The organism is Amaricoccus tamworthensis, assembly GCF_049800875.1.
Classification (GTDB): Bacteria; Pseudomonadota; Alphaproteobacteria; order Rhodobacterales; family Rhodobacteraceae; genus Amaricoccus; species Amaricoccus tamworthensis.
Window position 1 is genome coordinate 185,806 of sequence record NZ_JBNAFV010000002.1, and the last position, 13,435, is coordinate 199,240.

Here is a 13,435-nt window from a genome sequence, read left to right on the forward strand (position 1 = left end):
AATCCGCCCGACCGCCCTCACGGGGCTTACTCGCCCCGGTCATCCCTGTCGTGACCCTCGTCACCGGTCGAATAATCGCCCGAGGATTGGGAGGCCGTGGCAAAAGGCAGCTGACCCTGCTTGCCGTCACCGTTTCCGACGCCATCCATCTTGATGTGCATGTCGGTCTGCGGGAACGGAATGGAGATGCCCTCGGCGTCAAACCGTTCCTTCACGATGCGCTGCATGTCCCAGAATACTGTCCAGTAATCCTCGCCCCGCGTCCAGGGACGGAAGATGAAGTCCACCGAACTCGCGCCCAGCGAGCTGACGCGAATGGTCGGCTCGGGATCATCCAGCACCAGCGGATGCTCGGCCGCGATTTCCTCCAGAACGCTCTGCGCCTTCTCAATGGAGTCGCTGTAGCCAATACCGAAGGTCATATCCACGCGCCGCGTCGGGCTGGAGGTAACGTTGGTAATGACATTGCCCCAGACGTTGGAGTTCGGCACCACAATCACCTGGTTGTCCGGCGTGGTCACGGTCGTGGACACGATCGAAACCGTCTGAACCGTACCGCCAACGCCACCAATATCCACGTAGTCACCCACGTCAAACGGACGGTTGATCATGATCATCAGACCGGCGGCCAGGTTGCTGAGCGTGTCCTGCATCGCGAAGGCAATGATGAACGAGGCACCACCGAGCAGGGCCAGCATCGGCGTCACGTCAACGCCCAGCATCGACAGAACCACCATCAGACCGATGGCAATGGTGACCCAGAAGAACACCTTGCCGAGGAAGTCCTTGAGCAGGGTGGAAATGTTTGGCACCCGCGTCAGCATCCGCCGGGCAAACCGGCTGATAATTCCGGCTGCCATAAAGAGCAGAATGAAGGAGCCAACAACGATGCCGACGTCAATCAAAAGCGCAATTCCACCTGTGGGTGAGATCGCCCAGTTAATCACCTCCTGCACCACGGCCTGGAAATCCGCCGTACGGCGTTCATCAATCAATACCGCGCTGCGATACGACTGAAACTCATTGATTACAGCCTCATCTCCACCTTTCTTAATCCAGTTGATGAGAACCAGATTGAACTTGTCGAAGGCAAGTTTCAGCGCTTCGGTCTGTGCAACAACGCGTTCCGCCGCACCGGCTGCAACTTCGGCGTCCTCTGAACGGGACCGGATGCGTTCCTCAACAACGGCCTGGGTGTCGTTGCGGACAATGCCCAGCCACTCATTGGCCAGCGCCTCGAGCTCCGATGCCGTCAGCGGAATGAGCCGCAGCTCAAATTCCTCGTTCGACGCTTCCGGATCGAGCATGACATCCGCGAAAGTCGGTTCGGCTTCAGCCTCCTCTGCCGGGGCTTCCGCGGCATCTCCGCCCTCAACAGCCGGTGCCGCTTCCTCAGTCGCGGCGGGGGCTGCATCCGCTGCCGGTTCGTCCTGGGCATGAAGTGGCATCGCCACCATCATCCAGGCCAGCATGGCCAAAATCAGCGACACGCCTCGCGTGCCGATTGAGAAAAAACGCATATTTGCAACCTCGCTCCAAAATTTTTGAGGCGTCTAACAAGCAGGCGTTGGTGTGGCAACCCGGCTTTCCAGCCATCCGGCCGCCGCCATCCCGGCATGGCGTCCTGTGGCAAGACAGGCGGTCAGAAGATAACCTCCCGTCGGCGCATCCCAGTCCAGCATCTCTCCGGCACAAAAAACACCCGGCGCCGCACGCAGCATCAGGTTCCCGTCCAGAGCCGTTTCCGGCACACCACCGCCGGTTGAGATCGCCTCATCAATCTCCAAAGGCCCGGCAATCTGCGGCCGCAGCGCTTTCAGCGCGCCTGCTACCGCATCCACATCGGAAACATCACCATCAAAGCACTCCCGAAACAGCGCGATTTTCACAGGCGTGAGCCCCAGGGCTTTCCTCATGTGATTCGAAAAACTGTTGCGCCCCCTCGGCCGCGTCAGCCGTTCCGCCACGGTTGCCCGGTCCATATGGGGCAGAAGATCGAGAACCAGCGGCTCACCCTCCCGCAACCGGTTCGACAGAAGGTAAATCCCGCCGCCTTCGAGACCCTTCCTTGAAATCACAAATTCCCCATGCACCTCCGCTGACCCGACCTGCATGCGCACGGGCTTCACCGGTTGCCCGAAATGTTTCTCCATATGTTCGGACCACGGCACCCGGCATCCCACGTTGGTCGGCTTGAACGGGTTGAGCTCAATCTCCCTGTCCTCAAACAGCCGCGTCCAACTCCCGGTCGAGCCCAACCGCGACCAGGATGCGCCACCCACAGCCAGAACCGCACACCTGGCACGGACCTGCCGCGGCCCGTCAGGCGTCAGAAACCGGTAGCCGTCACCATCCCAGCCATCCCAGCGCCAGCGCGTTTTCAGCTCAACCCCACGCCCGGCCAGCAGCCCTAGCCAGGACCGGAGCAGGGGGGACGCCTTCATGCCCTGCGGAAAAATCCGTTTCGACGACCCGGTGAAATGCTCGATGCCATGGCTGTCGAGCCAGACCTTCACGTCCTGCGGCCCGAAATTGTCGAGGATTGGCGCCAGCCACTCGCCTCCCTCAAAATAGCTCGAGACAAATTCCGGCAGCGGCTGATCCCGCGACACGTTGAGCCCCGATTTGCCCGCCATCAGAAACTTCCGCGCCGGGGAGGGCATGGCATCGGCGATCACAACCCGACGACCGGCCGCCGAGATCATGTCAGCGGCCATCAGCCCTGCCGGACCGGCCCCGATGACCAGCGCGTCCGGGGTCAGCGGCTCAGGCAGGCTGGTCAAGACCGATCCGGGCGCGAATCTCCGGATCACGCAGGCTGACCTCCTCACCGGCCAGGTCCTTCGCGTCATCGCCGGTCAGCCAGATGATCGCCCGCGCCGGGATCTCGACGGGTGCGTGGTCGGAAAACTCCATGCGGCTTACCGCATTGATACCGCTGGCCTTGATCTGGCGCTGCATGTCCGTGGCCACCGTTCCCGGTGACAGGCTCATGGCCCGCACGCCCGCGCCCCGGTTCTCCAGATGCGTACAGCGCGTCAGCATGAACGCGGCCGCCTTCGACGAACAGTACGAGCTCCAGCCCTCAATCGGGTTATGCGCCGCCCCGGAGCTGATATTGACGATCACGCCCGCGCCCTGACGCCGCATCTGCGGCAGTACCGCCCGCGTGCCATTATACATGCCGCCAAGATTGATCGAGATGGCCTTGTGCCATTCCTTCGGCGTCGAGGTGGAGAGCGGCCCGATGGGATCGATCACGGCCGCGTTGTTCACCATGATGTCGACCTTTTCAAACAGCCCGCGCGCCCGCGAAACGGCCGTTTCCACCTGTGAATACTCCGACACGTCGCAGGTCATCGCCTCAACCCGGCCGCCCTTGCCGGAGAGTTCCTGGGCCAGATCCGTCAGGCTGCCGCCATTGCGCGCCAGCAGGAGCAGATTTGCCCCCTCCGCCGCCATCGCCCGCGCGGTCGCCTCCCCGATGCCGCGGCTCGCACCGGTGATTATTGCTGTTTTTCCGGTCATACTGGCCATCGGACTATCCTCTTGTATTATTTCCCGTATTGAATCCCTTTGCAGTTGCGTTGGCAAGCCCCACCAATGGCCAAGGTTGTCACCGGAAGCGATTGAGCCTAGGTGTCATCGGGGTATGTTGAGGAGTATCGCATGACTGATGCCCAGGCCCGCGACGCGCGGACCATTTCCGACAATTTGCGGGTCGTGTGTGACCCGGACGGGGTGACACGAACATGACCGCGCTGGCTGAGATTACCAAACAACTCCTGCACGCCGCCAAAGAGGCCGGAGCCGCGGATGCCGACGCCATCGCCGTATCCGGGGACAGCCTCCAGATCGGTGTGCGCAACGGAGCGCTCGAGGAGGCCGAACGCTCCGAGGGCGTCGATATCGGCCTTCGTGTCCTGCTCGGCCGTCGCCAGGCCTGCGTCTCCGCCAGCGACACCCGCCCGGAAACCATCACCGCCATGGCCGAACGTGCCGTTGCGATGGCAAAAGAGGCCCCGGAGGACCCCACCTGCGGCCTTGCCGACCCGGATCAGCTCGCGGAAATCCGCGACAACGACGCGCTCGATCTCGTGGATGACAGCGAACCGCCATCGCCGGAGCTTCTGAAGGAACGCGCGCTTGAGGCCGAGGCTGCATCACTCGCCGTTGAGGGCGTAACCCGTACGGATTCCGCGGGCGCGGGCTATGAGGACGTGTCCATCCACCTCGCCATGACCAACGGGTTCGAGGGCCGCATCCGCCGCACAAGCCACGCGGTCCAGGCCGTGGCCATCGCCGGCAACGGACTGGAAATGGAAAACGACTACGCCTTCGAGACCCGGACCCACTTCGCGGATCTGCCACCCGTGGCAGAGACCGGCCGGCTCGCCGGTGAACGCGCCGTGGCCCGCTACGGCGCCACGCGTCCGCCCACCGGCGCATATCCCGTGATTTTTGATGAACGCATCGCAGCGGGCCTGATCGGCCACCTCGTGCAGGCCATCAACGGCCAGGCCATTGCCCGCGGGGCCTCGTGGCTCAAGGACGCGCTGGGCGAGCAGGTCCTGCCGAAGGGAATGGACCTCATCGAAGACCCCAGCCGCCACCGCGTGCGCGGCTCCCGCATGTTCGATGCCGAGGGACTGCCCTGCGCGAAACGCGCACTGGTACGGGACGGCGTGCTCCAGGGCTGGACGCTTGACCTGGCAACGGCCCGCAAGCTGGGGCTCGAGAGCACCGCCAACGCATCCCGCGGCACCGGATCAACCCCGTCTCCGGCGGTCACACATCTGGGCCTCACCGAAGGGGCCATGTCCCGCGACGAACTGCTCGCGCAGATGGGAACGGGGCTGCTCGTGACCTCGATGATCGGCTCCACCATCAATCCCAATACCGGCGACTATTCCCGGGGTGCCGCCGGGTTCTGGGTGGAAAACGGCGAAATCAAACGCCCCGTGAACGAATGCACCGTGGCCGGCAACCTGCGCGAAATGCTCCTGAGCATCACCGCCGCCAACGACGCCCGTCACCACATGAGCCGCGTGGTGCCAAGCCTGCTGGTTGAGGGGATGGTTATTGCCGGAAGCTGAACTCGCCATCATGATCGGAGCCGCCCGCGCGGCTGGTGACCTTGCCCTGCGTCACTTCGCGGGCAGCCGCGCGGCTACGGAGAAAGCCGGTGGCCTCGGCCCCGTCACCCAGGCCGATATCGAGGTCGACCGTCTACTGCGCAAACAACTGCTGGAGGCACGCCCCTCTTATGGCTGGCTCTCCGAGGAAAGCGAGGACGATCCCGCGCGCCTGAACGCCGACCGTGTGTTTGTTGTCGACCCGATCGACGGAACACGCGCCTTCATCGAGGGTAAAAAGGACTGGGCCATATCCATTGCCGTGGTCGAACGCGGTCGCGCCATCGCCGGCATCGTCCACATGCCCGTGCTTGGCCGCAGCTACACGGCAATCGAGGGCTACGGCGCGCAGTGCAACGGCGCCGCAATCTGGGCCAGCGAGACCAGCACGATTGGCGAGGCCACGCTCCTCGTCAACGGCGCCCAGATGAAGGAACAGTACTGGCCCGGCGGCATCCCCCAACTGGAACGCCACTTCCGGCCCTCCATCGCCTACCGCATGTGTTTGGCTGCCGAGGGCAAATTCGACGGCATGCTGACCTTCCGCAATTCCTTTGAATGGGACATCGCCGCCGGAGACATCATCGCCCGCGAGGCCGGCGCGATTGTCACCGACCGCAACGGCAATCCAACCGTTTACAACAACCCGACCCCAACACTGCCAGGCATTTTCGTCGCCGGCCGGTTCATGCACCGCTACCTGATGGAACGCTCGGCCCGGGACTGACCTTACCCAGCGTCAGCTGCCCACCAGAGGTCCGGGGCAGGGCAGGTCACTGTCATCCGAATGGCTCTCGGTCAGCGTGATGCCGTCTTCCCCTGACGCCTCGACCTGCGTGGCGTAAATACGTCCGTTTTCCACACCCGTGCGCCAGCACATGCGCTCCGGATCGCCGACATAGGAGAAACAGACATGCCCGCCATCAAATTCCCAGAACCCCTCCTGACAGAGTCCACTGGCAAACCGCCACAGCGCGCGCCCGCTGCGGTAGTACTGCTCCGACCCAAAATACTCGCCATTCCAGGTGAAATGAACGGTACGGCCACTGACGCGCCGGGCAAATTCCTCAGCCGTGACAATCGGTTCCGCCGCCAGCCACACGGGCTGAGCCGCCAGCATCGAAACGACCAACCATGTTCGCAGGGTCCCCATTTGAACGCACCTAGCATGACGCAATTCGCGGATGAACCCGATTCCGCGCCGCAACGCCCCTTGTGGCCTGGACGGGTGCCGGGAATTGGCGTAAAGGGCGGGCTGGAACTGCGACCCCCGCAGTCAGTAATAACGGAGATTGTTACGCGATGGATCTGTTCGCGGAAGTGAAGACCCTGGTTCTGCAGGGAATTGACACGCTGGTTGCCGACGGCACGCTGCCCGAGGGTCTGGAAACCCGCGCGGTTTCCGTGGAACCCCCGCGCGATCCGGCTCACGGCGACATGGCCACCAACGCCGCAATGGTCCTCGCCAAACCCGCCCGCAAATCTCCCCGCGACATTGCCGCCGCCCTGGCTGAGGTGCTCGCCAAAGACCCCGGCATCGCGAATGCCGATGTGGCGGGACCGGGCTTTCTCAACCTGCGTCTCGATCCGTCCCGGTGGTTCAGCATCATTCCCGCCGTAATCGCCGCCGGTACCGGTGTTGGCCGCTCCGACATGGGGCAGGGGCAGAGGGTCAATGTCGAGTTCGTCTCCGCCAACCCCACCGGCCCCCTGCATGTGGGTCACACGCGCGGCACCGTGTTCGGCGACACGCTTTCCAACCTGCTCGCCTTCGCGGGATACGACGTGACCCGCGAATACTACATCAACGATGGCGGTGCCCAGGTCGACGTTCTCGCCCGCTCCGCCTATGAGCGTTACCGCGAAGCCAACGGACTTGAGCCCGAAATTGCGGAGGGTCTCTATCCCGGCGACTACCTGATTCCCGTCGGTGAGGCGCTCAAGGAAAAATACGGCGACAGCCTGATCGACCAGCCCGAGGACAAATGGCTGGCCGAACTGCGCGAGTTTGCCACCGAAATGATGATGGACCTGATCCGCAGCGACCTGGCTCTGCTCGGCGTCAAAATGGACAGCTTCTTCTCCGAGAAGTCCCTCTACGGCTCCGGCCGCATCGAGGAGGCGGTAGAATCACTCGAATCACGGGGCCTCATCTACAACGGCGTTCTCGAACCACCCAAGGGCAAAAAGCCCGAGGATTGGGAGCCGCGCCCGCAAACCCTGTTCAAATCCACCGAATATGGCGATGATGTCGACCGCCCGCTGAAAAAATCGGACGGCTCCTGGACCTATTTCGCCCCGGATATCGCCTACCACTACGACAAAATTCAGCGCGACTTTGATATGCTGATCGACGTTTTTGGTGCGGATCATGGCGGCTACGTCAAGCGGATGAAGGCGGCGGTTGCGGCACTTTCGGGTGATAAATCAGTATCTTTGGACATTAAGCTCGTGCAGCTTGTGAAGCTCTTCCGTGGCGGTGAGCCGTTCAAGATGTCCAAACGCGCCGGCAATTTCGTCACCCTGCGCGATCTGCTCGATCAGGTCGGGCCGGACGAGACTCGGTTCGTCATGCTCACACGCAAAAACGACGCCCCGCTCGACTTCGATTTCGACAAGGTCATGGAAAAATCGAAGGAAAACCCGGTTTATTACGTTCAGTACGCCCATGCCCGCGCCTGTTCCATTCTGTCCCGGGCCCGCGACGAAAACATGGAAACCTCTGATGAGGCGCTGGCCGGAGCCGATCTGAGCCTGCTGGGTCGCGATGCGGAGATGCGTCTTCTGCGCAAGATCTCCGAGTGGCCCCGCCATGTCGAGCTGGCCGCGAACCACCATGAGCCGCACAGAATTTCGTTCTATCTCTACGACCTGGCGTCGGAATTTCATGCATTGCAGCATCAGGGAAAACTGGAGGAGGAGCACCGTTTCGTGCGCCCCGACGCGCCCGATCTGACCCGCGCAAGACTGGCTCTGGTGCGGGCCTCAATGGTTGTGATTTCGACAGGACTTGGTATTCTCGGAGTAACCCCAATGGAAGAGATGCGTTAAGAAATCCAAAGTATTTTGGGGTTGGAGCAAGGGCACCTACACGATATGGTGTTTAAAATACAGGCTAGAACCCAATGCACGAAGCTTATCGCGACGATTATGTATCCCTTATGGATGGCAACGGAAACTCACTGATCCCCGGCTCGGTCAGGCGCGCGGTCAGCGCGCTTGTGTTTCTCGGGCTGATAGCGGGGATGGGTGTCTGGGCCTGGCGTCTCGGCACCCGCGACGCCCGCGAGGTTCCCATCATCCGCGCCATGGAAGGTCCCGCCCGCATCACGCCGGAGGACCAGGGCGGATTTGTGGCACCCAATACCGACCTCGAAATCAATTCGGTCCTTGAGGGCAACCCCGCCCCGGTGCCCCGTGAGACGGCAACCGCCCTGGCCCAGCCCGAAGTGCTGACCGAGGAGGACGGCCCCCAGGGAACCCTGGAAATCACCGCGACCGCTCCGGAGCCGGTCGAGGATCCCGACGCTGAGATTACCCTCGGCGGTGAACCGGTCGAGGCCCTCCCCGAGGACGCCATCGCCGGGGACGACGCGCCCACGGTCCAGCCCGGCGAACTCAGCGCCCTTGTGGAAAGCCTTCAGTCGCCCGAACCGGAGGAAGCCGAGGAGGCAGCCCCGTTCTCCACCGGCCCGCGTCCGCTGAGCCGTCCGCGTCACCTTCGCGCCGCACCCGCCGCAACCACGGCGGCCAGCACCACTCCGGCTGCGGCCGCCCCGGTCGTCCCGAAGGAGGTCGCCTCCGTCCCGACCGGCAGCCGCCTGATCCAGCTCGGCGCTTTCGACAGCGAGCAGATCACGCGCAGCGCCTGGGCCAACCTTGTGGCAAAACACGGCGATCTGTTGGGCTCCAAGAGCCTCTACGTGCAGCGTACCACCAACAATTCGCGGGTGTTCTACCGCCTTCGCGTTGCCGGTTTCTCCAACACGACCCAGACCCGGGACATGTGTGAGGCTCTGCGCGCACGGGGCGTCGACTGCATCCCGGTAACCGTGCAGTAGATGGCCGCGCGCGCCGTCATCTTTGGCTGTGGTGGCACCACGCTCACACCGGAGGAACTGCGGTTTTTCACCAGCCGCGACCCCTGGGGGTACATCCTCTTTGCCCGCAACGTGGAAAACCCTGAACAGTTGCGCGCCCTCACCGACAGCCTGCGCCAGGCCGTGGGCCGTGACGCGCCGGTCCTGATCGACCAGGAGGGCGGCCGCGTCGCCCGTCTGCGCGGCCCGCACTGGCGCGAATGGGAACCGGCCCTCGATGAATGCCAGCACTTCACTGACATCGACGCCCGCGCCCAGGCCATGCGCCTGCGCTACCGGCTGATGGCGGCCGAGTTGCGCAGCGTTGGCATCGACGTGAACTGCGCCCCGGTCCTCGACCTCGTGCAGGAATACTCCCACGCCGTCCTGAAAAACCGCTGCTACGGCCCGGACATGCAGGGCGTTGCCACCACCGGTCGCGCCGTGGCCGAGGGTCTGATGGAGGGCGGTGTCCTGCCCGTGATCAAACACATGCCAGGCCAGGGCCGCGCCGATCTCGACAGCCACAAGGACCTGCCGGTCGTCAGCACCACCCACACGGAACTGACCAACACCGATTTCGCCCCGTTCCGGGCGCTCGCGGACCTGCCCATGGCGATGTCCGCCCACGTGATCTACAGCGACATCGACCCCACCGCTCCGGCAACCCTGTCGCCGCGCATGAACACCATCATGCGCCAGGAAATCGGCTTTGATGGTCTGCTGATGACCGACGACCTCTCCATGCACGCCCTGACCGGACCGTTCGGCAAGCGGGCGGAGAATGCCCTGGCCGCCGGATGTGACGTGGTCCTGCACTGCAACGGCGATCCCAACGAAATGGTGCCGGTCGCGGATGCCGTTCCCATGCTGGAGGGCCGGTCCCTGGAGCGCGCCGATGCGGCGCTCGCCCTGCGCCAGGACCCGCAACCGGCGGATTTCGAGGCTCTTGAGGCCGAATACGCCGAACTGAGGGAGAGGACCGTCCATGCTTGATGAGAGTTTCGACGCCGCCGGCACCGAGGCCCGCATTGCATCCGAGGCGCTCCGCGTGGACGTGGACGGGTTTGAGGGCCCGCTCGACCTGCTTCTCACACTCGCCCGCAGTCAAAAAGTCGACCTTCTGAAGATCTCAATCCTCAAACTCGCCGAGCAGTATCTGGGCTTTGTTGAGGAGGCGAAAAAACTCCGCATCGAACTGGCCGCCGACTACCTCGTGATGGCGGCCTGGCTCGCCTTCCTCAAATCGCGCCTTTTGCTCCCCCCCGATCCGGAGGAGGAGGGCCCCTCCGGTGAGGACATGGCCGCGCACCTGGCCTTCCAGCTTCAGCGTCTTGAGGCCATGCGCTCCGTCGCCGCCCAGCTTATGGCCCGCGACCAGCTTGGCCGTGACGTTTTCGCCCGTGGCGAGCCGCAAAATGTCAGCAAAACCACCGAGATCCGCCATTCGGCCACCCTCATGGATCTGCTGCGCGCCTATTCGCGCATCAAAACCCGTGAGGATTTTCAGCCGCTCCACCTGACCCGCAAACCGGTCTACACCATGGAGCAGGCGCTCGAGCGGATGCGCGGCCTTGTGGGGGACGCCATGGACTGGGTGCAGCTCTCCGAATGGCTCCCGCCCGAATGGTGCACCGACGGCAAGAAACGCCGCAACGCCACCGCCGCCAATTTTGCCGCCTCCCTTGAACTGGTGAAGGAGGGCAGGCTCCGCATCCGTCAGGACGGAACCTTCCAGCCGATTTTTCTGCGTCGCTGCGACGAGGAGGACCGAACATGAACGAGACCACCCACGATTTCGACGATGCCGAAGCCTGGACGCTCCCTTCACCGGAGGAACAGCAGCGCATGGTCGAGGCGGTCCTCTTCGCCAGCAAAACACCGCTCAGCACCGCACAGTTAAAGGAACGCCTGCCCGAGGGATGCGACATTGGCGAGGCCGTCGTGGCCCTGCGCGAACACTATCGCGGCCGCGGTGTGCAACTGGTGCGCGTGGGCGAGGGCTGGGCCTTCCGCACCGCGGGCGATCTGGCCTTCCTGATGAGCCGCGAGGTTGTCGAGACCCGCAAGCTCAGCCGCGCCGCCGTCGAAACCCTCGCCATCATTGCCTATCACCAGCCGGTCACCCGTGCCGAAATCGAGGAAATCCGTGGCGTTTCCGTCTCCAGTGGCACCATTGACCTGCTGATGGATCAGGGCTGGGTCAAACTCGGCCGCCGCCGCGAAAGCCCGGGCCGACCCATGACCCTCATCGTCACCCCGGCCTTCCTCGACCATTTCGGTCTCGGCTCCGAAAAGGACCTGCCCGGTGTCGCCGAACTCCGCGCCGCCGGTCTGCTCGACAATCGCCCAGGCTTTGTGCCCACACCGGAGAACGCCGCCGGGGAAGGGGATGCCGACCTTACGGGCGAGGATGCCGAGGGCGAACCCGCCGACCTCTTTACCTGAGACAGCCCTCTCAGTCGTTCAGCAGCTTCAAAAACGCCGTCATCGCCCGCTCCGCGCGGGCGTCGATGGTGGCCTGATCCGGCGCCGGCATCGCCCCGATCGCCCGCCTGATCTGCAAATCCCCAATCAGCAGGCTCAGATACACCTCCACCAACCCTTCAGCCGCATCATCGCCCGCCACCCGTCGCATCAAATCCACCAGCAGAGGTCTCACCGCCTCGCGACCGCCCGCTGAGATTGCCGCGCCCAACTCCCCCGAGGCATCCGCCGCCGCCGCGCGGTTCAGCAGCACCGCCCGGTCCCCCAGAACCATCCCGAACAAAACCGGACCCAGCCGCGCCAGCGCCTCCAGCGGATCACCCTCGTCCGCAATGGCCTCGTCCAGCAGCGCACGGGACGCTTCCGCATTATCCCGCACCATCTCCGCAAACAGCCCCTGCTTGTCCCCGTACCAGCGGTAAAGCGTCTCGTTCGACGCCTTCGCCGCTCTGGCAATGGTCAGCATCGACGTGCCCGCATATCCCCGCTCCTCAAGCAGGGCATAGGCCGCCGCCGTAATCGCCTCATGCCGCTTTCGCCTCGCTTCATCCCGCATGATCTCTCCCAAATCTCCACCGCACCGCCTTCAAACGGTACTGGACAAATACCGTACACATGTGTACGTAAATTGCAAAGCGTATAGATGTGTACGGAAAGGAAGCCCCAGTGACACGCGCCATCACCCTGATCCTGATGCTCACCGCACTCCTGCATTCCGCAGCGATTTTCGGGTTTTTCTACGCCTGGGTCTGCTCAACCATGTGGGGCCTCGATGCGGCGGAGCCCGCAACCGCCATCGCTGCCATGCAGGCCATGAACGCCTCCGTGCGCAACGCGGTATTTGCCCCGGCCTTCTTCGCCACGCCCTTCCTGCTGATCCTTGCAGGCGCGTGTCTGTGGACACGGAAACGCCGTTCCTCCGCCACGTTCTTCGGGCTGGCGGGCCTCGTCTATCTCTTCGGAGGTCTGGTTCTGACCATGGCCGTCAACGTCCCCATGAATGAGGCTCTGGCCTTGGTCACCATCCCGGACGACGCAAACGCCGCCGCCCAAATCTGGAACGACTATTCCGGCCCCTGGCAGTTTTGGAACCAGACCCGCACGGTCGCATCCGGTCTCTCATTCCTGCTGGCGGCATGGGGGGCGGTACTCTACCGCCCCGTCACAATGTCCTGAAATGTTTGCGAAACATGTTGTGCCTGACCGAACCGGTCAGGCCGTTCCCCGCACAGGCCGATTGTTCTTAATGTTGAACTTCATCCCGTCGAGCAGTTCAACCAGGTCGGGACGCGCGGCGGGACCGTTGGAAATGTCAACGAGCATCAGCGTCCCGTCCGGCTGAATGCCAAACGCGCCAGGCTCCGCAAACGCACCGGTCGTTTCCGCCTCCGACAAAGGCTCGGAAACATACAGCCCCAGTGACCGCATCTGCGGCACGGTCAGACCATAGCAGAGGTCGAAACTCCAGCCAAACTCCTCCCGGTCCGCCAGCGCCTTCTCGCGCGTGTCCGCAGAGACAACCACCACATCCATCACCTCGGTCCAGGAGGGCAGGGCCGCATCCAGCTTGGCAAGAAACCGCTTGCAGCGCGGGCAGTGCGCCCCGCGATACACGAACAGCATCGTCCAGCGCTCCTTCGGCTGGCCAATCGTTACCGCGCCATCGCCATCGGCTCTGGGAAAACTCATTTCCTCGACCTTAACGCCGACATTGGGCCTGTTGTTTGTCATCTG

Annotated in this window: 14 protein-coding genes; 8 read left to right on the plus strand and 6 right to left on the minus strand. The window is 63.4% G+C overall.

The features are described from left to right. Positions 1-26 precede the first annotated feature (26 nt). The 3 genes from ACP15P_RS05285 to ACP15P_RS05295 are packed head-to-tail and all read right to left on the minus strand — an operon-like array spanning position 27 to position 3,537. Positions 27-1,520, minus strand: a complete 1,494-nt coding sequence (locus tag ACP15P_RS05285) for a mechanosensitive ion channel family protein (RefSeq protein WP_424927465.1) — start codon at positions 1,518-1,520, stop codon at positions 27-29. Positions 1,521-1,553: 33 nt separating this feature from the next. Beyond that, positions 1,554-2,810, minus strand: coding sequence for a TIGR03862 family flavoprotein (locus ACP15P_RS05290; protein WP_424927828.1), 1,257 nt, complete (start codon positions 2,808-2,810; stop codon positions 1,554-1,556). Then, positions 2,767-3,537, minus strand: a complete 771-nt coding sequence (locus tag ACP15P_RS05295; RefSeq protein WP_424927466.1) for an SDR family oxidoreductase — start codon at positions 3,535-3,537, stop codon at positions 2,767-2,769. The genes ACP15P_RS05290 and ACP15P_RS05295 overlap by 44 nt, the downstream gene beginning before the upstream one ends. 215 nt (positions 3,538-3,752) lie before the next feature. Between ACP15P_RS05295 and ACP15P_RS05300 the strand changes: the two genes are divergently transcribed. Both ACP15P_RS05300 and ACP15P_RS05305 read left to right on the plus strand, forming a co-directional pair. Then, positions 3,753-5,096, plus strand: a complete 1,344-nt coding sequence (locus ACP15P_RS05300) for a TldD/PmbA family protein (RefSeq protein WP_424927467.1) — start codon at positions 3,753-3,755, stop codon at positions 5,094-5,096. Then, complete coding sequence (locus ACP15P_RS05305; RefSeq protein ID WP_424927468.1) at positions 5,083-5,862, plus strand: 3'(2'),5'-bisphosphate nucleotidase CysQ; 780 nt, start codon at positions 5,083-5,085, stop codon at positions 5,860-5,862. The genes ACP15P_RS05300 and ACP15P_RS05305 overlap by 14 nt, the downstream gene beginning before the upstream one ends. A gap of 12 nt (positions 5,863-5,874) precedes the next feature. On the opposite strand, the gene ACP15P_RS05310 is transcribed toward ACP15P_RS05305, so the two are convergent. Next, on the minus strand, positions 5,875-6,288 hold the full coding sequence (locus tag ACP15P_RS05310) for a hypothetical protein (RefSeq protein WP_424927469.1): 414 nt from the start codon (positions 6,286-6,288) through the stop codon (positions 5,875-5,877). Positions 6,289-6,437: 149 nt separating this feature from the next. On the opposite strand from ACP15P_RS05310, the gene argS reads away from it, so the two are divergent. The 5 genes from argS to scpB all read left to right on the plus strand — a co-directional run bounded on the left by argS (position 6,438) and on the right by scpB (position 11,662). Then, positions 6,438-8,186, plus strand: a complete 1,749-nt coding sequence (argS, locus tag ACP15P_RS05315) for an arginine--tRNA ligase (protein ID WP_424927470.1) — start codon at positions 6,438-6,440, stop codon at positions 8,184-8,186. Between the two features lie 74 nt (positions 8,187-8,260). Next, complete coding sequence (locus tag ACP15P_RS05320; protein WP_424927471.1) at positions 8,261-9,196, plus strand: SPOR domain-containing protein; 936 nt, start codon at positions 8,261-8,263, stop codon at positions 9,194-9,196. Continuing rightward, a complete protein-coding gene (gene nagZ, locus ACP15P_RS05325) occupies positions 9,197-10,210 on the plus strand; it encodes a beta-N-acetylhexosaminidase (RefSeq protein ID WP_424927472.1) in 1,014 nt (337 codons plus the stop codon). Then, complete coding sequence (locus ACP15P_RS05330) at positions 10,203-10,994, plus strand: segregation and condensation protein A (protein WP_424927473.1); 792 nt, start codon at positions 10,203-10,205, stop codon at positions 10,992-10,994. The genes nagZ and ACP15P_RS05330 overlap by 8 nt, the downstream gene beginning before the upstream one ends. After that, positions 10,991-11,662, plus strand: a complete 672-nt coding sequence (gene scpB / locus ACP15P_RS05335) for an SMC-Scp complex subunit ScpB (protein ID WP_424927474.1) — start codon at positions 10,991-10,993, stop codon at positions 11,660-11,662. Before ACP15P_RS05330 ends, scpB begins: the two co-directional genes overlap by 4 nt. A gap of 10 nt (positions 11,663-11,672) precedes the next feature. Here scpB and ACP15P_RS05340 read toward each other — a convergent pair whose 3' ends face one another. Then, complete coding sequence (locus ACP15P_RS05340) at positions 11,673-12,257, minus strand: TetR/AcrR family transcriptional regulator (protein ID WP_424927475.1); 585 nt, start codon at positions 12,255-12,257, stop codon at positions 11,673-11,675. 110 nt (positions 12,258-12,367) lie between these two features. On the opposite strand from ACP15P_RS05340, the gene ACP15P_RS05345 reads away from it, so the two are divergent. Continuing rightward, positions 12,368-12,877 (plus strand): anthrone oxygenase family protein, encoded by a 510-nt coding sequence (locus tag ACP15P_RS05345; RefSeq protein ID WP_424927476.1) that lies wholly within the window; start codon positions 12,368-12,370, stop codon positions 12,875-12,877. A 36-nt stretch (positions 12,878-12,913) separates the two neighbouring features. On the opposite strand, the gene ACP15P_RS05350 is transcribed toward ACP15P_RS05345, so the two are convergent. Then, positions 12,914-13,432, minus strand: a complete 519-nt coding sequence (locus ACP15P_RS05350) for a redoxin domain-containing protein (RefSeq protein ID WP_424927477.1) — start codon at positions 13,430-13,432, stop codon at positions 12,914-12,916. Positions 13,433-13,435: the final 3 nt, after the last annotated feature.

Coding starts and splice junctions, on each gene's coding strand:
- scpB (WP_424927474.1), top strand. CDS start 10,991: ATGAACGAGACCACCCACGATTTCGACGATGCCGAAGCCTGGACGCTC.
- ACP15P_RS05285 (WP_424927465.1), bottom strand. CDS start 1,520: ATGCGTTTTTTCTCAATCGGCACGCGAGGCGTGTCGCTGATTTTGGCC.
- ACP15P_RS05295 (WP_424927466.1), bottom strand. CDS start 3,537: ATGGCCAGTATGACCGGAAAAACAGCAATAATCACCGGTGCGAGCCGC.
- ACP15P_RS05350 (WP_424927477.1), bottom strand. CDS start 13,432: ATGACAAACAACAGGCCCAATGTCGGCGTTAAGGTCGAGGAAATGAGT.
- nagZ (WP_424927472.1), top strand. CDS start 9,197: ATGGCCGCGCGCGCCGTCATCTTTGGCTGTGGTGGCACCACGCTCACA.
- ACP15P_RS05330 (WP_424927473.1), top strand. CDS start 10,203: ATGCTTGATGAGAGTTTCGACGCCGCCGGCACCGAGGCCCGCATTGCA.
- ACP15P_RS05300 (WP_424927467.1), top strand. CDS start 3,753: ATGACCGCGCTGGCTGAGATTACCAAACAACTCCTGCACGCCGCCAAA.
- ACP15P_RS05340 (WP_424927475.1), bottom strand. CDS start 12,257: ATGCGGGATGAAGCGAGGCGAAAGCGGCATGAGGCGATTACGGCGGCG.
- ACP15P_RS05320 (WP_424927471.1), top strand. CDS start 8,261: ATGCACGAAGCTTATCGCGACGATTATGTATCCCTTATGGATGGCAAC.
- argS (WP_424927470.1), top strand. CDS start 6,438: ATGGATCTGTTCGCGGAAGTGAAGACCCTGGTTCTGCAGGGAATTGAC.
- ACP15P_RS05310 (WP_424927469.1), bottom strand. CDS start 6,288: ATGGGGACCCTGCGAACATGGTTGGTCGTTTCGATGCTGGCGGCTCAG.